12 protein-coding genes are annotated in these 18703 nt (G+C 70.5%); 6 read left to right on the forward strand and 6 right to left on the reverse strand.

Annotated elements, in window-relative coordinates:
- Positions 1 to 65 precede the first annotated feature (65 nt).
- Both NP777_RS16475 and NP777_RS16480 read right to left on the reverse strand, forming a co-directional pair.
- The gene (locus tag NP777_RS16475) at positions 66 to 1001 is read right to left on the reverse strand and encodes a LysR family transcriptional regulator (RefSeq protein ID WP_256650884.1); all 936 of its coding nucleotides are present in this window, start codon (positions 999 to 1001) and stop codon (positions 66 to 68) included.
- Between the two features lie 224 nt (positions 1002 to 1225).
- Complete coding sequence (locus NP777_RS16480) at positions 1226 to 2275, reverse strand: sulfotransferase (protein WP_308405137.1); 1050 nt, start codon at positions 2273 to 2275, stop codon at positions 1226 to 1228.
- Between the two features lie 663 nt (positions 2276 to 2938).
- On the opposite strand from NP777_RS16480, the gene NP777_RS16485 reads away from it, so the two are divergent.
- Positions 2939 to 5740: a helix-turn-helix transcriptional regulator gene (locus tag NP777_RS16485; protein ID WP_256650918.1), complete on the forward strand. Its 2802-nt coding sequence runs from the start codon at positions 2939 to 2941 to the stop codon at positions 5738 to 5740.
- A gap of 36 nt (positions 5741 to 5776) precedes the next feature.
- Complete coding sequence (locus NP777_RS16490; RefSeq protein WP_256650886.1) at positions 5777 to 7435, forward strand: flavin monoamine oxidase family protein; 1659 nt, start codon at positions 5777 to 5779, stop codon at positions 7433 to 7435.
- Between the two features lie 67 nt (positions 7436 to 7502).
- Here the strand turns inward: NP777_RS16490 and NP777_RS16495 are convergent, their stop codons facing one another.
- Both NP777_RS16495 and NP777_RS16500 read right to left on the reverse strand, forming a co-directional pair.
- Positions 7503 to 8912 carry a class I adenylate-forming enzyme family protein gene (locus NP777_RS16495; protein ID WP_256650887.1) on the reverse strand — a complete coding sequence of 470 codons (1410 nt, stop codon included), beginning with the start codon at positions 8910 to 8912 and terminating at the stop codon, positions 7503 to 7505.
- A gap of 56 nt (positions 8913 to 8968) precedes the next feature.
- Complete coding sequence (locus NP777_RS16500) at positions 8969 to 9625, reverse strand: thioesterase II family protein (protein WP_256650888.1); 657 nt, start codon at positions 9623 to 9625, stop codon at positions 8969 to 8971.
- A 325-nt stretch (positions 9626 to 9950) separates the two neighbouring features.
- On the opposite strand from NP777_RS16500, the gene NP777_RS16505 reads away from it, so the two are divergent.
- The 4 genes from NP777_RS16505 to NP777_RS16520 all read left to right on the forward strand — a co-directional run bounded on the left by NP777_RS16505 (position 9951) and on the right by NP777_RS16520 (position 14076).
- Positions 9951 to 10964, forward strand: a complete 1014-nt coding sequence (locus NP777_RS16505; RefSeq protein ID WP_256650889.1) for an ABC transporter ATP-binding protein — start codon at positions 9951 to 9953, stop codon at positions 10962 to 10964.
- Positions 10961 to 12454: an ABC transporter permease gene (locus tag NP777_RS16510; RefSeq protein ID WP_256650890.1), complete on the forward strand. Its 1494-nt coding sequence runs from the start codon at positions 10961 to 10963 to the stop codon at positions 12452 to 12454. The genes NP777_RS16505 and NP777_RS16510 overlap by 4 nt, the downstream gene beginning before the upstream one ends.
- Positions 12455 to 12488: 34 nt before the next feature.
- The gene (locus NP777_RS16515) at positions 12489 to 13427 is read left to right on the forward strand and encodes an ACP S-malonyltransferase (RefSeq protein ID WP_256650891.1); all 939 of its coding nucleotides are present in this window, start codon (positions 12489 to 12491) and stop codon (positions 13425 to 13427) included.
- 199 nt (positions 13428 to 13626) lie between these two features.
- Positions 13627 to 14076, forward strand: a complete 450-nt coding sequence (locus NP777_RS16520; RefSeq protein WP_256650892.1) for a nuclear transport factor 2 family protein — start codon at positions 13627 to 13629, stop codon at positions 14074 to 14076.
- 107 nt (positions 14077 to 14183) lie between these two features.
- On the opposite strand, the gene NP777_RS16525 is transcribed toward NP777_RS16520, so the two are convergent.
- Both NP777_RS16525 and NP777_RS16530 read right to left on the reverse strand, forming a co-directional pair.
- Positions 14184 to 14393: a DUF397 domain-containing protein gene (locus NP777_RS16525; RefSeq protein WP_256650893.1), complete on the reverse strand. Its 210-nt coding sequence runs from the start codon at positions 14391 to 14393 to the stop codon at positions 14184 to 14186.
- Positions 14394 to 15106: 713 nt separating this feature from the next.
- On the reverse strand, positions 15107 to 18703 hold a 3597-nt coding region (locus NP777_RS16530), incomplete at its 5' end, for a type I polyketide synthase (protein WP_256650894.1).

An 18703-nucleotide genomic window follows, 5' to 3' on the forward strand; every position in this document is an offset into this window, starting at 1 on the left:
ACGCCGCCCTTACCGCCCTTACCGCTCACGCCGCCGCCCTTACCGCCCTTACCGTCCCCACCCCGCTACGGCAGCAGTCGCGTCGTGGTCGGCGGCAGGCCGAACTCCCCCGCGGCCGCCGTCCGCAGATGCTCCAGCATCACCCGGCGCAGCTCCCGCGCGGCCCGGGGTGGCGCGACGTCCTTACGGTGGGCGACGGCGATGGTGCGCCGCATGTCGTGGCCCGCGAACGGGGTGATCCGCAGCCCGGACCTGGCCGCGACCATGCCCGGCAGTACGGCGATGCCGAGCCCGGCCCGTACGAAGCCCAGCACCGCGTCCATCTCGCCGCCCTCGACCGTGAAGGACGGCTCGAAACCGGCCGCCCGACAGGCCGCGGTGGTGAATTCCCGCAGGTCATAGCCGCGCCGGAACATCACCATCGGTCGGTCCCGCAGATCCTCGACCTGGATCCGCCGACGCCGGGTGGGCGGTGGGGAGGCGGGCGAGGAGGCCACCACCAGCTCCTCCCGCAGCAGCTCGGTGGCGGCGAGGGCGGGGGCCTGGCCGAGCACCGGAGTGATGATCAGCGCGAGGTCCAGCTCGCCCGCGGAGAGCGTGCGGACCAGATCCTGGGAACCGCCCTCGTCCACGATCAGCTCGATACCGGGGAACTCGTCGTGGAAGCGGCGCAGCACATCGGGGACGAAGCTCGCGCACAGGCTCGGCGTGGCCCCCAGCCGCACCCGGCCGCGCCGCAGCTGGGCGACCTCCTGGACCTCGCGGTGCGCGGTCTCGGTGTCGGCGAGGATCTGGCGGGCCAGCGGCAGCAGGGCCTCTCCCGCGTCGGTGAGGGCGATATTGCCGCGCGCCCGGTGGAAGAGATCGGCTCCCAGCTCCCGTTCGAGGGCGCGGATCTGCTGGGACAGCGAGGGCTGGGCGACATGCAGGAGCTCCGCGGCGCGGGTGAAGTGCCGGGTCTCCGCGACGGTGGCGAAATATCGCAGCTGATGCAACTGCACACCACGATGATAGGCACCGGCTATGGATGTCTCGCCACAGCGTGCCCAGAACGTATGGGCCCCTCTCGGGGAGGCTCTCCCTCGGGGCGGGTAACTGGGCAAGGCGCTCCGGGGGAAGCTCCTCACGGCGAGGAACTCGGCAAAGCACTCAGAGGAGAGAAGCAGGGCGCCACCCGGCGACCGGCCTCCAGGAGGGCGGCCGCCGCCGGGTGACGACATGCGCCCTACTGGTGGGTGGCCAGCGCCCGCATCCCCGGGCTACAGGATTCCAGCAGCGAGGTGAGCTCCTCCTCGGCCAGCTTGCTCGCCGCGCCCGGCCGGCCACCGTCGAGGTGAGCGACGGACGCGTCCAGCCAGTCGCGGTGCGGTTCCACCCCGATGAACTCGGCGAGCCGGATCAGCTCCTTCTCCGGCTCCTCCAGCAGGGTCTCGTACGACAGCGCGGTGCGCTGCTCCGCCGGCACCTCGTCCAGCTTCTTGAGACCGTCGACGATCGTCTCGGACCACAGGGTGCCGAACGCGTCGATCGGGATGGAGCGGTCCCACACCAGCGCCGGGTCGTAGCGATCGCTCAGCAGCGGGGCCAGGTCGGCCGGGAGCTGGGCCGCGTGCTGCGGCGTCAGCTGCCTCGGGGTCTCGAGACCGCAGTGGATGGCCATCTCCCACAGCATCGGGATCATCCGGAAGCTGAAGTGGCGGCTCATCGAGACGGCGCAGTCGGGTCCCTGACGGTAGAGGTGCACGAAGCGGGCCTCGGGGAAGGCGCGGTGCATCTCGGGTACGCGGCCGATGGACAGGCCGGTGCGCTCGACGACGGCTCCGGGGTTGCCGAACCGTGTGCCGAGGGTGGCGAAGAGGGCCGTCCAGTGCTCTGCCGGACGGCGGGTGGGCCAGGTGGTGACCTCGGCCTCCAACGCGTCGAAGAGCGCGTCGGGGTCGTCGGTCAGATGGGGCAGCACCATGACGCTGATGGCCGGGATACCGGTGGTCTCCGCGTCGAACCGCCGCTTGGGCATCCTGTGATAGAGGAACTCGGGCGGGATGGCGCCATTTTTGATCATGCTATTGGTGACCACATTGGGCCGGGACAGAAATCCCCAGAAATCCGCACCACTCAGCGGGGTTTCGTCCAGTACTTCCGTGTCGGGAATACTGGCGAACAATTCATTGATGCTGAGAACATCCGGATGAATATTGATGATCTGAGACAGAGCCGTCGAACCGCACCGTCCGGTGCCGACGACAAATGTCAACTTCTGGTTGACCACGCGCACTTCCTCCCGTTTCTCGCTCGGACAACTAGTTGTTTCCCTAGTAGCCCTTCCATAGTGGCCCATGACACACCGCGGTCGATTCGGTGGCCGCGGCGATGCTAAAGGATGCCCGGGGCGACGAGGGCTCCGGCCATGGAACAGGGGAAACACACACAACGGGATGCGAGAGGGGGAACTCAAGGTTCAGCTGTTTCCTACACTTTTGCGCAACTTTCACATCCGACAGGGGTGTTACCTCCAGGAACCCCCCAACTACCAGCGACGAAGCCCGATCTGAGAGTCGGCTCCGGACTTCACAACTCGACTCTGGGGACGAAACCGTAATCGAACAGTTTCTCCCGTGACGAGACGGTCATCTTTTCGTACCAACGGCACTGCTAGAGTGCGCATCCACCCCATACCCGCGATCCCGGGCTGACATACCCAACCCGGCCGGGTAGGGGGCGGGGAACAACGCGACATGACGCAGAGCAGCGACGCCGCCGCACAGGGTGCAGCAACGGAAGGGACAGGGGACCCGAACAAGAGATAGGGGACCCGAACAGCGGCGCGATATTTTCAACTCTCGGGGGACGATGCATTACCAGGTGCGCCATGCACGGTGATTCGCTTTCAAAACCCCTGCGTACACGGAAAATCGGGGAAGGTGTTTCGTACGTGTTGGTGGAGCGCGATCAGGAGATAGCCCGGCTCAATCGGCTCCTCTTCGAGGGCGCCCGCGAGGGAAGCCGGCTCGCCGTTATCAGCGGCGCCGTGACATCGGGAAAAACCGCACTTCTGCATACCGTGACGGATACGGCGGGCGGACGCGGCGTGCGGGTGCTGCCCGCGGTCGCCTCCGCCTCGGAGCAGAAGTTCCCCTACGCCGTACTCGAGCAGCTCTACCAGGGCATGCCGGCCCATTTGCAGCGCTCCGGGCCGCACCCCGGCCTCGAGGCGCTGCGCGACCCGAACGGCCCGGACCGGGCCGAGCTCCCGCTGCTCCAGGAGTTCCACCGCACCCTCGACGAACTGACCGGCGACGCGCCCCTGTTGATCGCCATCGACGACGTCCAGTTCGCCGATCTGCCGTCGCTGCGCTGCCTGGCGTACGGCATCCGCCGCTGCCGCTCGGAGGCGCTCTCCGTCGTGGTGAGCCGCGGGGCGCTGACCGGTCCCGCCGCCACCACCCTTGACGAGCTGCTGCACGAGCCGAAGGTGTGCCACGTCCGGCTCGCCCCGCTCACCGTCGCGGGCGTCTCCACACTGCTGACCGAGGAGTTGGGCACCGCGGAGGCCGGGCGCCACGCCGCCGCGTACCACGAGATGACCGGCGGCAATCTGCTGCTGCTGCGCGGTCTGCTGGACGACCGGTTCTCCCGTCTCACCCGCGGCCCTCTCGACCCGGCGCCCGGTACGGACGCCCCGGTGGCCGGTGAGCTGTTCCGGCAGGCGGCGCTGTCCTGCGTCTACCGCGGCGGCCCGGCCCACCGCCGGGTGGCCCACGGGGTCGCGCTGCTGGGTGACGCCACGTCCGTTCCCCTGCTGAGCAGGCTGATCGAGGTCGAGGAGCGGCTGGTGCGGCAGTCCGTCGCGCTGCTCACCGAGGTCGGGATCCTGCACGGCGGGCGGTTCCGCAGCGACGCGGTGCGCACCGTGCTCCTGGACGACCTGGAGCTGCACGAGCTCGGCCCGCTGCACCACCGGGCCGCCCGGCTGCTGTACGAGGAGGGCGCCGACCCGGTCGACGTGGCCCGCCATCTGCTCAGCCATGAGGCGCCCGAGCCGGTCGAGGAGTGGATCACGCAGGCGCTGTGCGACGCGGCCGTGCACGCCATCGCCGCGGACCGCAGGGAACTGGCGATGAACTGCCTGCAGATGGCCGACCGTTACACCACCGACGAGCGCGAGGCGCTGCGGCTCCAGGCCACGATGGTGCAGGCCATGTGGCCGTTCAACCCGCTGTCCCAGATGCGGCGGCTGCAGTCGCTGGCCGGTCCGGCGGGCAGCGGGCTGCTGCCCGCGCCGGAGACCATCCCGGTCGTCATCGGGCTGCTGGGCCTCGGCCGGATGGACGAGGCGGCCGCCGCGCTGGAGCAGCTCAGCCGGGCCGCCGCCGAGTACCCGGGCACCGATCTTGACACCGGTCTGCGCGCCATCCGGCTCGCGCTGTCCTCCACCTACCCCGACCACCCCGAACTGCGGCCCTACCTGGACCAGGAGGAGACCGACGGCCCCTGGGACATCCCGCTGTCGCCGGACCAGACCCCGGAGTCGCCCCATCTGACCGCGTTCCGGGCGCTGCGGACCGTGCTGAGCCGCGGGGTCGACGAGGGCGCCGTACGGGCCGCGGAGCGGGTGCTGGAGACCGTCCGGCTCTCCGACCGGACGATGCTGACGGTGCACGCCGCGCTCCAGACGCTGGTGTACGCCGACCGCCACGCCACCGCCACCACCTGGTGCGACCGGCTGATCGAGGAGACCTCCGAGCGCGGCGCCAAGGCGCTGCTGGCCTACTTCTGCGTGCTGCGGGCCCAGATCGCGCTGCGCGTGGGACGGCTGCGGGACACGGTCCGGTACGCCGAGCGGGCGCTGGAGGAGCTTCCGGCGCGCGGCTGGGGCGTCACCGTCGGGATGCCGCTGGGGATGCTGATCAACGCCCACACCGCGATGGGCAACCATGACGCGGCGGCCGAACTGCTCGCCCGCCCGGTGCCGGACGAGATGTACCGCAACCGCTTCGGGCTGCACTACCTCTACGCGCGGGCCCGGCACCAGCTGGCCACCGGCCGTCAGCACGCGGCCCTCACCGACTTCCGCGCCTGCGGCGAGAAGATGGCCGACTGGGGTCTGGACTCCCCCGCCACACTGACCTGGCGGCTGGGCGCCGCCGAGACCTGGCTGACGCTCGGCGGCCAGGAGCGCGCGGCACGGCTGGCGGAGGAGCAGCTGGAGCTGGCCGGGGAGTCCTCCTCGCGCACCAGGGGCGCCGCGCTGCGGGTCCTGGCCGCCACCCGGCCGCGACACGAGCGCATCGCGATGCTGCAGCAGGCGGTGGGGGTGCTCCAGGCGAGCGGCGGCTGGTACGAGATGGCGCGGGCGCTGGCGGACCTGGCGGAGGCGCACAAGCAGCTCGGCGATCTGGACACCAGCCGGCTGATGACCCGTCGGGCCCTGCGGCTCGCGGACAGCTGTGGCGCCGATGAGCTGTCCCGCTCATTGCAGCGCACTCCGGCCCGTTCGGCCCTGTCCGAGGCGGCCCGTACCGGAGAGGATACTGCCGCCTTTTCCGAACTCTCCGACGCAGAAAGTCGAGTGGCAGCACTAGCAGCTTCCGGCTACACCAACCGCGAGATCGCCGCTAAGCTTTTCATCACGATCTCCACGGTGGAACAACACCTGACCCGTGTCTACCGGAAGATCAACATCAGCCAGCGCCGAGAACTGCCCGCGAGCCTGGATTTCGATGTCGCTTATACCGCCTGACCCGCGAAGCCACTCGGCCCCGACGAGGTTGATGCCATGACGTGCGCCACCGCGTCCGCCACGACGATGCTCGTGCCGGATTTCCCCTTTTCCTACGACAGATGGCTGTCCCATCCAGCGGGCCTGGGCGCCCTGCCTGCTGCGCTGCACGGAACCGAAGTCGCCGTCATCGGCGGCGGGATGTCCGGACTCACCGCGGCCTATGAGCTTCTACGACTAGGGCTTTCCCCAGTTCTTTATGAAGCGGAGCAACTCGGCGGCCGGATGCGCTCCACGCCCTTCCCCGGTAATCCGGAATACAAGGCGGAGATGGGCGCCATGCGCTTTCCCGTCGCCGCGCGATCGCTGTTCCATTACATCGATCTGCTGGGCCTGTCCACTCGTCCTTTCCCTAATCCTTTGGCACCGGCCACCGCGAGCACGCTGATCGATCTGAACGGCGGCCAGGACCGGGCCCGCACCGCCGGTGAGCTCCCGGAGGTCTACCAGGAGGTCGCGGACGCCTGGGACAAGGCGCTCCAGGAGCGGGCCGACCTGGCCACGCTGCGGGACGCCATCCAGCGGCGGGACGTCGGCACGCTGAAGACCGTATGGAACTCGCTGGTCAAGGAGTTCGACGACCAGTCCTTCTACGGCTTCCTCGCCACCTCCTCCACCTTCCAGTCGTTCCGCCACCGGGAGATCTTCGGCCAGGTGGGCTTCGGCACCGGCGGCTGGGACACCGACTTCCCCAACTCGGTGCTGGAGATCCTGCGCGTCGTGGTCACCGAGGCCGACGACAACCAGGTGGGCATAGTCGGCGGCTCCTCCCAGGTGCCGAACGGGCTGTGGGAGCACCGGCCCGAGACGCTCGCGCACTGGCCCCGGGGCACCTCGCTGGCCTCGCTGCACGGCGGCCGGCCCCGGCCCGCGGTCACCCGGCTGCGGCGGACCGCCGACGGCATCCGGGTGACGGACGAGAGCGGCGAGGAGCGCGAGTTCCCCGCGGTGGTCTTCAGCCCGCATGTGTGGACGCTGCTGAACCGGGTCGACTGCGATCCGGCGCTGCTGTCCACCCCGCGGTGGACGGCGGTTGAGCGCACCCACTACATGGGCGCGTCCAAGCTGTTCGTCCTGGTCGACCGGCCGTTCTGGCGGGATACCGACCCGGCGACCGGCCAGGACGCGATGAGCATGACGCTCACCGACCGGATGCCGCGCGGGGTCTATCTGTTCGACGACGGGCCCGACCGGCCCGGGGTGATGTGCCTGTCGTACACCTGGAACGACGACTCGCTGAAGGTCGCCACGCTCTCGGCCGAGGAGCGGCTGGAGACGCTGCTCACCAAGCTGGCCGCGATCTATCCGGATGTGGACGTCCGGTCGCACATCATCGCGGGGCCGCTGACCGTCACCTGGGAGACCGAGCCCCGCTTCATGGGGGCCTTCAAGAACAACCTGCCCGGCCACTACCGCTATCAGCGGCGGCTGTTCACCCAGTTCATGCAGGACGGGATGGATCCGGCGCAGCAGGGCTTCTTCCTGTGCGGGGACGATGTCTCCTGGACGGCCGGCTTCGCCGAGGGAGCGGTGACCACGGCGCTGAACGCGGTGTGGGGCGTGCTCCGCCACCTCGGCGGCACCACCCATCCGGACAACCCCGGCCCCGGTGATCTCTTCGACACCTTCGCGCCGCTGGAGCTTCCGTACGACTGACGGCCGTGGCCGTACACCTACAGCACACAGGGGGAGCCGACGCGCGCCGTCGACTCCCCCTGTCGTCTCAGCCCTGGGCTATCTGCTCGAGGCGGCGCTTGTCCGGCTTGCCGTTGCGGTTGAGCGGGAAGTTCTCCAGCACCTCGACCCGGTTGGGCTGTTCGTAGACCGGGAGCACCTGGCACAGCCGCTCCCGCCAGTGCTTGGCGTCCCGCAGTTCCTCGTCCTCCACGAAGAAGACCAGCTGTTCGTCACCGGCGCGGCGCTCGTCGGGGAGCGGCACGATCCGGGTGGAGATCTCGGCGAGGGCCGCCTTCCGCTCGATCAGCTCGGGGTAGAGGGTGTAGCCGGAGCGGTGCACCGCGAACTTCCGCCCCAGGACGAAGAGGTTGTCCTGTCCGTCCAGGTAGCCCAGGTCGCCGGTGGACTGCCAGCCGGTGGGCACGGCGTCGATGGTGCCGTCCGCGGCGAGGTGGCCCTCGAGCGCGTCCGGGGTGTCGACCTCGATCTCGCCGGCCTGGCCGGGGGCGGCCGGGTGGCCGTCCTCGTCGATGACCCGCAGCTTGATGCCGTCCATGGCCCGGCCGCAGGAGACCGGGTTCTCCAGGGTGGCGAAGGCGATGTTGCCCAGTTCGGTGCTGCCGTAGCTGTCCAGCAGCGGCAGCCCGAATTCGGCCACGTAACGCTCGGAGAGCGCGCCGTCCAGCGGCGCGGCGCCCGAGCAGAACATCCGGACCCCCTCCAACTGCGCCCGCAGCGACGGCTTCCGGCCGACCAGGTTGAGCATGGTGCGGTAGCTGGACGGGGTGGCGTCGATCACCGTGGCGCCGGTCCGCCCGGCCATCTGGACGGCCCGGTCCAGGCGCTTGTACGGGGCGATCACCAGCGAGCAGCGGGTGAGCCAGGCGATGAGCACCATGGACAGCCCGTACTGGTGGGCGAAGGGCAGCAGCGGCAGCAGTACGTCGTCCGGCCGGTGACCGACCTGGGCGGCGTTGCGCTCCAGGTTGGTGAGGAACTTACGGCCGGACTTCACGGCGCCCTTGGGCTCGCCGGTGGAGCCGGAGGTCCACATGATCAGGCCGTCGCGCCGGTCGGCCCAGGCGTCGAAGTCCAGCTCCCGGGTGGTCAGCGGGCGCCCGGCGGCCGGGGCGATCAGCTCGTAGAGGTTCACCGTACGGATGTCGTCGTGGATCGGGGCGTCGTCGTCCACGAAGGCGATCTGGGCGCCGGTGCGCCCCGCTATTCGCCGGGTCTCGTCCGGGTGCTCCTGCTGGTCGATCAGGACGATGGAGGCTCCCACGTGCATGAGCGCGAACAGCACGCTCACGTAGGCGGCGGAGTTGCCCGCCTTGAAGATGACGCGGTCGCCGTGGGTCACCCCGTGCTCGCGGATCACATCGGCGACGCGCAGCGCGTCCAGCTCGAAGTCGGCCAGGGTCTGCACCGAGTCGAGCGCGTAGATCTTCGCGGTCATCGAACGTACTCTTTCCTTTTCGCTCAGGAGTACGGGCAGCCCTGGGCGGGTCCCCCCTAGGCGCCCTGGTCTTCGGCGCCGGCTTCCCACTCGGCATCGACGGGGACTTGGGAGAGCAGCTGGTCGTGCACCAGATTGACGACCTCTCTCCGGCTCGAGTCGAGGTAGTAGCGGGAACCGGGAAACACCTCGAGGTCGAAACGTCCGCTCGTCCGCCGCCGCCAGGCCCGTACGCCGCGCAGCGGGGTCTTCGGGTCGCCCTCACCGGCGAGGGCGACGATCCGGCAGCCGAGCATCGGGGGCCCCAGGGGCATGCCCCAGTGCGCGGTCCGGCCGGAGACGAACAGGGTCAGCAGCGGCGTCCCGGTCTCCCGCTCCAGGCGCTCGGCGACCCGGTAGGCGAGGTCGGCGCCGGCCCGGTGGCCGAAGAAGGCCAGCGGGCGGTCCATCCACTCCCCCAGCGCACCGAAAATCCGGTCCGCGAGGTCGGCGGAGTCGGTCAGCCGCTCATCGTCCTCGAGCCCGGCATACAGGGGGTACTGGATCGCCAACACCTCCACCGTGGGCAGCAGAAGCTCGGACAGTGAGAGGTAGTACGCGGTGGAGTGGGCGGATTCCGGGAAACAGATCAGCCGGAAACTGCTCGGAGTTTCCGTTTGCAATATCCGAATAAGGCCCACATCATCGGGCTTGATCTGGCTCAAGGAGTACATCCCCGCGATTGCACTGAGGGGCCGGGCACGAGTGCACGGTGGGGCGCGTCGACCACGCTCGTCCGAGATGCTGACTCCGTGAGGCTATGAGCCCTTCTCCGGGGCCACAACCCCTAGTAACCGCTATTCGAGGTACGCGCTATATGCGGGTACCGCGCCCGTCCCGACGTGGCGCGGGACACAGGCAGGCGCCCCCTAGGGCCCCCTCACCGGTGCCACTACCCCCTAATCTGGGGGCAGTTAGGGGCCACGAGTCAAGCCGCCGTGTTAAACATGTGCAAAGTAATGGTCTCCTCAAGCCAATTAAATCGGTGCGACGACAGCGATGAACACAACACGTCCTATTGATTTCGCCGTCGTTGTCGACGGCTTGGTCAAGAAGTACCCCGGCCGGCCCGTTCCGGCTGTCGACAATCTCAGCTTCACCGTCAGGCACGGTGAGGTCTTCGGCTTCCTCGGGCCCAACGGAGCGGGAAAGACCACCACCATCGGCATCCTGACCACCCGTGTCGCGCCCAGCGGCGGACGCGCCTTCGTGCAGGGCGTCGACGTGGTGCGCAGGCCGGCGGTGGCCAGGCAGTCCTTCGCCATCGTGCCGCAGCGCAACAACCTGGACCGGTCCCTGACGATCCGTCAGAACCTGACCTTCCACGCCGGCTACCACGGTCTCGCCCGCTCGGAGCGCAACCGCCTGGCGGACGAGAGCCTGGAGTGGGTCGGCCTCGGCGACCATGCCAAGGCCCGCGCGGATCAGGTCTCCGGTGGTCAGGCACAGCGCGTGATGATCGCGCGGGCGCTGATGCACCGCCCCCGGGTGCTGTTCCTGGACGAGCCGGCCACCGGTCTCGACCCGCAGTCCCAGATCTTCGTCCGCGACCGGGTCGCCGAACTGAAGACCCGTGGCGTCACGGTGGTCATCACCACCCACGACATGGAGGAAGCGTCCAAGCTCTGTGACCGGATCGGCATCGTCGACCACGGCAAGCTGCTCGCTCTGGACACCCCCGAGGCGCTGACCAGCCGGATGAGCAACACCGCGCTGACCGTCACGGTGCGCCCGCCGCACAGCGGGATGAACGGCGTGGTCCACATGGTGCAGGGCCTCGGGGTCGCGGAGCGGGTCGAGGTGCTCGGGTCCGAGGAGGACATGAGCGGGGCCGCGGCCGTCAACGACGGCACCTTCCGGATGAAGGTCTACAGCAACGCGCCGTCCTCCGTCCTTCTGCCCACGGTCATCAAGGCCCTGACCGACACCGAGTGCGAAATCAAGGACCTGAATGTGAGCAAGGCGAGCCTGGAAGACGTCTTTGTCGACCTGACGGGGAAGGAGATGCGATGAGCTCCTCCTCACGACCCACGTCATCGACGGACGGGACCCCCGGCGGCAAGGCCGCCGAGGAGAAGCCCGCGACCGGCGCGGCGGCGCCCCCGCACCAGGGCGGCGGCCAGGGTTCCGCCGGGCGGGGCGGTGAGCGCCCCGCCGCGACACACAGGCCCGCCGACCCCAGGACCCCCGGCGCCAGGCCGGACGGGAACGGGCCCGCCGATCCGCGGGATCCGCGGGATCCGCGGAGCGCCGACACCACGTCCGCCGAGGACGACGGCTTCGAGGACACCCGGACCGTGCTCGTACGGTCCAAGCCGACCGCGCCGCGACCCGGTCCCGAGGCCCAGGCCCCGCGTCCGGGCGCCGAGGTCCGGAAGGCCGCCCCGAACGCCCCGAACGCGCCGGTCAAGCACGAGAGCCGGCCGCACGACCCCCGGCACCACGAGAGCCGGCCGCAGGAGCACCGGCACCACGACGCCAGGGGCATGGGCGCCCCGCACGGCGGCGGGGACATCGGCGACACCCTGACGCTGGTCATCAAGCCGATACCGGCCCCGTCGGCGACCCAGGCCGCACAGGACGCCAAGGCCGCGCTGAACGCCATCATCGCGGCGGCGGACGCCCGTTCGGGGCTCGTGGAGCCCGAGCCCGAGCCGGAGCCCGAACTCGAGCTCGAGCTGCCCGACTCCAAGCGCCGCGGCGGGCGTCACCGGCGCCGGGCCAACCGGTGGCGGACGTTCTTCTTCATCCTGTGGCGCGACATCTTCGTCACCGGCCGCGAGATGGGCCCCTTCCTGGGCCAGGTCATCGTGGAACCGTTCTTCATGCTGTTCGTCTTCGGCAAGGTGCTCGGCGAGATCGGCTTCACCCAGCCCGGCTTCCAGCAGGTGCTGCTGCCCGGTGTGGTGGCGCTCAACAGCTTCCTGGTCGCCCTGCAGAACACCGCGCTGCCACTGGCCATCGACTTCTCCTGGACCAAGGAGATCGAGGACCGATTGCTCGCGCCCATCCCGGTCTCCCTGGTGGCGGTGGAGAAGGCGGTCTTCGGCGCGATGCGCGGTCTGATCGGCTCGCTGGTCATGATCCCGATCGGTCTGGCGCTGCTGGACGACGTCTCCTGGCCGCTGGACAAGATGCCGGTGACGTTGGGCATCCTCAGCCTCGGCGGCCTGGTCGGCGGCTGCGTCGGCCTCACCCTGGGCACCCTGGCGCCCGCGCGTCACATCTCCATCGTCTTCGCCATGACGCTGACCCCGATCATGTTCACCGGGGCCACGCAGTTCCCGTGGCGGAGCCTGGAGGGCGTCCGCTGGTTCCAGGTGCTGTGCACCTTCAACCCGCTGACCTACGTCACCGAGGCGATGCGCGGACTGCTGCTGACCCCCGGCCCGAAGACACCGGAGTCGATCCCGCTGTGGATCTGCTTCTCCGCCATCGGGGCAGCCATTCTGATCTTCGGGACGATCGGTATCCGGGGCTTCAACCGCCGGGCGCAGGACTGAGCCACGGCAGGATTTGAGAGTAAGGCACCACACCATGACGGCATCCGAGCAGACGAAGACAGCCATCGTTTTCCCCGGCATGGGACCCTCCGGCTTCTGCGAGGTGGGCAGGTTCCTGACGCTCGACCCGTTCGCCCGGAAGCGGCTCGCCGAGGCCGACGAGGCGCTGGGCTACTCGGTCTTCGACCGGCTCCGCGACTCCGAGGACGACTACTCCGAGGCCACTCAGATCGCCTTCCTGGTGAACTCGATGGCCTCGGCGGACCGGGCGGAGCAGGAGCACGGACTGGTCCCCGACCTGTGCGTGGGCCCCAGCTTCGGGCAGAAGGCGGCCGCGGCCTACGTCAGTTCGCTGCCGTTCCCCGAGGTGGTGCGGCTCACGGCGGAGCTGGCCCGCTGTGAGCACGCGTACTTCACCGAGGAGTACCAGGACGCGGTGACCCACACCTTCGTCCGCACTCCGCAGGAGAAGCTGACGGAGATCCTCACCGAGCTCGGTGAGCGCGACGAGTGGTACGACTACTCCGGCTATCTCGACGACGGCTTCTTCATGGTGTCGCTGCGCGAGACGGAGCTGGAGTGGTTCAAGAAGGCGATCAGCCAGGCCGGCGGCTACTCCATGTACACCATGGTCCCGGCGGTGCACGCGCCCGCGTTCGCGGAGCTGCGGCGCCGGGCCGCCGAGGAGATCCTGCCCAGGTACGACATCCTCGACCCGAAGCTGCCCGTGGTCACCGACCAGGACGGCACCGTCGTGACCACGGCCGACGAGCTGCGCACGATGCTGCTGGACACCTTCGACCTGCCGATCCACTGGCCGAAGGTGGTGGACACGCTGAAGGGCGCCGGGGTGTCGAAGATGTACATCACCGGCCCGGACAACCTCTTCCACCGGCTGGACCGCACCAAGTCCAACTTCGAGGTGGTGACGGTGGGTCCGGGCAAGCGCTCGCGACCCGCGCGCAAGCGCTGATGACGGCGTAACGCGCCGCGCGGCGGAAACTCCGCTCTCCGCTCAACGCCCCGTGACTTAACCGAGTCGACGGGGCGTTGGCGTGAGCTGCCGGCCGCAGCGCCCGCGCGCCAGGACGACTAAATCCGGTTGCGAAAGTGCCGACCGCGATGTCTGATCCCCGCCAGCAAGGTGGGCCTTCGCCGATCACGCTGGTGACATGACGATGCCACCCACTACAGACTCAGTAGCCGTCCTCACCGGCATGTATGCGGCTGAGGCGGAGTACCTGGCGACTGGAGGCCCCGGCGAGGCTTCATTCGACTTGCTCGCCCGCTTCTTCGCGCCGAATGTCGAGCTGCATCAAGCAGCTGCTCTGCCATACGGAGGCACTTGGCGTGGGCACATCGGAATGACGCGGTTCTTCCTCGCGATGGGACAGACCTGGGAAACGTTCGACATGGTGGAGCAGGAGTTTCTTGCCACCGGTGAGACCGCGGTCGTGCTCACTCAGGTCCGTGCTCGCACTCGTGCGACTGGCCGTGAACTCAGCTTCCCCATCCTGCAAACGATCACGGTCAAGGACGGGCGGATCACCGAGGTCCGTCCGTTCTACTGGGATACTCAGGCCATCGCCGACGCCTGCGCCGGGTCCGTGCCAACAAGCTGAGGCCGACTGCAAATCCACTGATCACAGCCACACGTTGAGGGCGGCATCCGAAGCGATCGGCCCCCGGTCCGGGGGCCGATCGCTTCGGTGGCTGGTTGCCGGATGGGTCAGGTGGTGGGGAACTCCCCGCGCCTGATGGCAGAGACGAACGACGACCAGGCGGTCGGCTCGAACGTGAGCGCCGGGCCGTGCGGGTCCTTGCTGTCACGGACGGGGACCACGCCGCGCGAGGCGACGAGGTTGGCGGCGATCTCTATGCAGGCGCCGCCGTTGTCGCTGTACGAGGACTTGAACCAACACGGGGACCCGGTGGTCACGGGATGCCCTTTCGCAACTGGCTGATCACGGCCACAGACTCCGTCTGAGAAGGCGCTTCGGCCTGTAGCTGATGGTAGGCCGTCAGCATGCGGCGTGGCGCCGGTGGCGGCTCCCCTGGCCGAGGGCTGGGGCGGTGCCGGACAGCGGGAGGGGTTGGGGGTACCCCTCTCCAAAACGTTTGCCAAATTAGTTGCTTCAGATCAAGCGTTTTATCGAGGGGTGCCCGGAGGGGCCGTCAGTCCGGTATCGGCCCCAGCTCCCGGGCGCAGGTGCCGCCACCGGCGCTCGCATCCACCGGCCCGGCGCCCGGCGACGCGGCGCGAGCCCCCCGCCCCCGCCGCCGCTGCTCAATTGCGCCGAAGGCGCGAGACGAAACCCGCACCCGACCGAGCCGAGAAGCCCATACCGACCTGATCCGAGACCCGATCCTGAACCGAGACCCGCACGACTGAGGTGCTTTCCCCAGCCGGGCGCTCCGAACGGTGTTGAGCGTCCTGGTCGCCCGCGTTCGCTCCGTATCCGGGCGCCGACGATGACGATGCGCGTCTACAGCATGGCGCACAACGGGATCACCACCACCCGGCGCACGATCGTGGCCGTCCTCGGCAACTTCCGTCCGCCCCGCCGCCCCGGCCCCTTTCGCCATGGACCAGCCATGGCGAAAGGGGCCGGGGGGCTCGGGCCCGCGCCCGTCAGTCCGTCTATCCGTCGGTCAGGACAGCCAGTCCTCCACGGTGCGGGCCGTCGTCCCGGCGTGCTCCTCCATCATCGTGAAGTGGTTCCCCGGCACATCGAGCGCGGTGTGCGGGAGCTGCCAGTACGACCGCCAGTCGCCGTCGCGGGACCAGTCGAAGAGCCGGTCGCCGGCCCGGACCAGCAGGGTCGGCGTCTTGACCTCCTTGGGCCGCCACTCCCCGAACAGCCGGAAGTACGCGCCCATGGCCAGCAGCCGGGTGTCGTCCACCGGCACCTGGCCCGCGCTCCGCTCGTCCATCCCGGCGCTCAGTCCGGGCTGGAGGGCCACGGCCGCGTCCCGGTCGTGGGAGTAGATGTCGAGCAGGACGACCGCGTCCGGGAAGACCCCGGTGCTCTCCAGCCGCGCGGCCACCTCATGGGCCAGCAGCCCGCCCGAGGAGTGGCCCAGCAGCACGAACGGCGCCCCGTCGGTCTCCCGCAGCACCGCCTCGGCCTGCGCCTCGACCACCGCCTCCGGGTTGGCGGGGAGCCGCTCCCCGGCGACGAAACCGGGGTTGCCCAGCGCGAGGACGTCCCGGTGGCCGCGGAATCCGGCGGCGAACCGGGCGTACTGGTGCGGGCCGCCGATCGACAGGATCGAGGAGAAGCACACCAGCGCGGGCCCGGTCTCACCGCGTGCGAGCCGCACCATCGTGGGCGCCTTGTCCAGCTCGGCGGCGCTGTCGAAGGAGGGCCGGAACCGCGAGACGTCCATCAGCAGGCGGGTGAACTCCTCCTGCCGGCCGGACTGTCCGGCCTCGCGCAGCATCGCGCCGAACACGGCGGACGGCTCCGCGCTCGCCGCCTCGTCCCGCGCCGCGTCCGACACCGCGCCGCCCTCGGCGGCCACCGCACCGGCCAGCCGCTCGAGCAGTTGCCGGGCGGCCAACTCGGGCGTCGGATGGTCGAACAGCAGCGTCGGGGGCAGCCGCAGCCCGCTCGCGGCGCCGAGCCGGTTGCGCAGCTCCACGGCGGTCAGCGAGTCGAAGCCCTGCTCCAGGAAGCCCCGGGTGGCCCCCACCGCCTCCGCGTCCGCGAAGCCGAGGACCGCGGCGGCCTGGCCGCGGATCAGGTCCAGCACGGCCTGCTCGCGCTCCGCCTCGGCCAGCCCGGCCAGCCGCCGCGCCAGCGAGGGGCCGCCGGTGTCGGCCGCCCCGGCGGAGACCGTACGGCGCCGGGCCGGGGTCCGGACAAGACCGCGGAACACGGCGGGCAGCGCGCCCTCGGCGGCCTGCTCGCGCAGCGGCGCGATGTCCAGGTGCAGCGGTACGAGCACCGCCGCACCGCCCACCGAGCACGCCGTGTCGAACAGCTCCAGACCGTCCCGCGAGGTCAGCGGCGCCATCCCGGAGCGCTCCATACGGGCCACGTCCGCGTCCGCCATGCCGCCGGTCATCGCGCTGCGCTGCTCCCACAGGCCCCAGGCCAGCGAGAGCGCGGGCAACCCGGCGGAGCGGCGGTGTGCGGCGAAGGCGTCCAGGAAGGTGTTGGCGGCCGCGTAGTTGGCCTGGCCCGGCGCGCCGAAAGTACCGGCGGCGGACGAGAACACCACGAACGCCTTCAGGCCGAGGTCCAGGGTCAGCTCGTGCAGATTGAGCGCCGCGTCCACCTTCGGCCGGAAGACCGAGTCGATCCGCTCCGGGGTGAGCGCGGGCAGCAGCCCGTCGTCCAGCACCCCGGCGGTGTGCACGACGGCGGTGAGCGGATGCGCCGGGTCCACCTCGGCCAGCAGCATCGACAGCGCCTCGCGCTCGGCCACGTCGCAGGCCGCGACGCTCACCTCGGCGCCCAGCGCGGTCAGTTCGGCGACCAGCTCGGGCATCCCCTGGGCGCGCTGGCCGCGGCGGCTGTTGAGCAGCAGATGCCGTACGCCGCGCTCGGCCACCAGATGGCGGGCGAGCTGTCCGCCGAGCACCCCGGTGGCGCCGGTGATCAGGACCGTGCCGTCCGGGTCGAACTCCGGCAGCCCCTCCGGCGTCCGGTCCGCCTCCTCTTGAGTGGCGACCTCCTCTTGAGTGGCGACCTCCTCCTGAGTGGCGACCCGGGCCAGCCGGGGCGCGTGGAGGGCGCCCGCGCGGACCGCGAGCTGCGGCTCACCGCCGGTCGCGGCCGCCAGGAGCGCGTCGGCCGAGGCCCCCTCGTCGTCCAGGTCGAGCAGCAGGAAGCGGTCCGGGTTCTCGGTCTGCGCGGTGCGGATCAGCCCCCATACGGGCGCGTGCGGCAGGTCGTACACCTCGGCGTCCGGGGACGTGGCGACCGCGCTCCGGGTGACGAACGCCAGCCGCGCCCCGGCGAGCCCCTCCTCCGCGAGCCACGACTGCGCGGTGTCCAGCGCCGCGTGGGTGGCCAGCCGCGCGCCCTCCGCCAGATGGCCGCCACCGCCACCAGCGGGGCCGGTGAGCGGGAGCAGGACGACATCCGGCCGGGGGCTGCCCGAGGCCACCACGGCCGCGAGCTCGGTCAGATCGGGGAAGACGGCGCACTCGGCGCCGGTGGACTCCAGCGCGTCGACGAGCCCGAAGGGGTCCCTGCCGTTCGCGGCGGCCTGCTCGCCGACCAGGGCCCAGCGGACGGCCGCGGGGGCCGCCGTGGGCGCCGGTACCGGCGCCCACTCCAGCCGGAACAGCGAGTCGTGGTAGGTCACCTGGGCCGCGCGCAGCTGCTCCGGGGCGATGCGCCGCAGCACCAGGGAGTCCACCGACGCGACCGCGCCGCCGTTCTCGTCCGCGACGGTCAGCGCCACCGCCTCCGGCCCGGCCGGGGCGATCCGCACGCGCAGCGCCGTGGCGCCCGCCGCGTGGAGGGTGACCCCGCTCCAGGAGAACGGCAGCCGGATGCCGTCGGCCCCGGCGCCCAGGAAGTCACCGAGCGCGACCCCGTGCAGCGCGGCGTCCAGCAGCGCCGGGTGCAGTCCGAACAGCGCGGCGTCGCGGTGCTGCCGCTGGTCCAGGCGCAGTTCGGCGAAGACCTCCTCGCCGCGCCGCCAGGCGGCGGCAAGCCCCTGGAACGCCGGGCCGTAGCCGAAGCCGCCCGCCGCGAACCGCTCGTAGAGGTCGTCCACGTCGAGCGCGACGGCCTCCGCGGGCGGCCATACGGACAGGTCAGCTCCGCCGTCGGCGGCGTCGCCGGAGGCCAGCACACCGCCGGCGTGGCGGCTCCAGGGCACCTCCGAGGCGTCGCCGCGGTCCGCGTCCGGCTCCGGGCGGGAGTAGACCTCCAGCACCCGGCGGCCGCCCGCGTCGGGCGCGCCGACGGTCAGCCGTAGCTGGACCCCGCCCCGGGCGGGCAGGATCAGCGGCGCCTCCAGGGTCAGCTCCTCCAGCAGATCGCAGCCGACCTGGTCACCGGCGCGGATCGCCAGCTCCACGAAGGCCGTTCCCGGCAGCAGTACGGTGCCGGACACCGCGTGGTCGGCGAGCCAGGGGTGGGTCTGGAGGGAGAGCCGCCCGGTGAGCAGGAAGCCATCGGAGTCGGGCAGTTCGACGGCGGCGCCCAGCAGCGGATGTCCGGCGGCGCCGAGACCGGCGGAGGCGACATCGCCCACCGAGAGCGGGACCTCGATCCAGTAGCGCTC

Source organism: Streptomyces rugosispiralis (assembly GCF_024505145.1).
In the GTDB taxonomy this organism is placed as follows: Bacteria; Actinomycetota; Actinomycetes; order Streptomycetales; family Streptomycetaceae; genus Streptomyces; species Streptomyces rugosispiralis.

Excerpts from the sequence above, each read along its gene's own strand:
- NP777_RS16520 (WP_256650892.1), top strand. The coding sequence starts at position 13,627 with ATGACGATGCCACCCACTACAGACTCAGTAGCCGTCCTCACCGGCATG.
- NP777_RS16495 (WP_256650887.1), bottom strand. The coding sequence starts at position 8,912 with ATGACCGCGAAGATCTACGCGCTCGACTCGGTGCAGACCCTGGCCGAC.
- NP777_RS16515 (WP_256650891.1), top strand. The coding sequence starts at position 12,489 with ATGACGGCATCCGAGCAGACGAAGACAGCCATCGTTTTCCCCGGCATG.
- NP777_RS16490 (WP_256650886.1), top strand. The coding sequence starts at position 5,777 with ATGACGTGCGCCACCGCGTCCGCCACGACGATGCTCGTGCCGGATTTC.
- NP777_RS16505 (WP_256650889.1), top strand. The coding sequence starts at position 9,951 with ATGAACACAACACGTCCTATTGATTTCGCCGTCGTTGTCGACGGCTTG.
- NP777_RS16500 (WP_256650888.1), bottom strand. The coding sequence starts at position 9,625 with ATGTACTCCTTGAGCCAGATCAAGCCCGATGATGTGGGCCTTATTCGG.
- NP777_RS16510 (WP_256650890.1), top strand. The coding sequence starts at position 10,961 with ATGAGCTCCTCCTCACGACCCACGTCATCGACGGACGGGACCCCCGGC.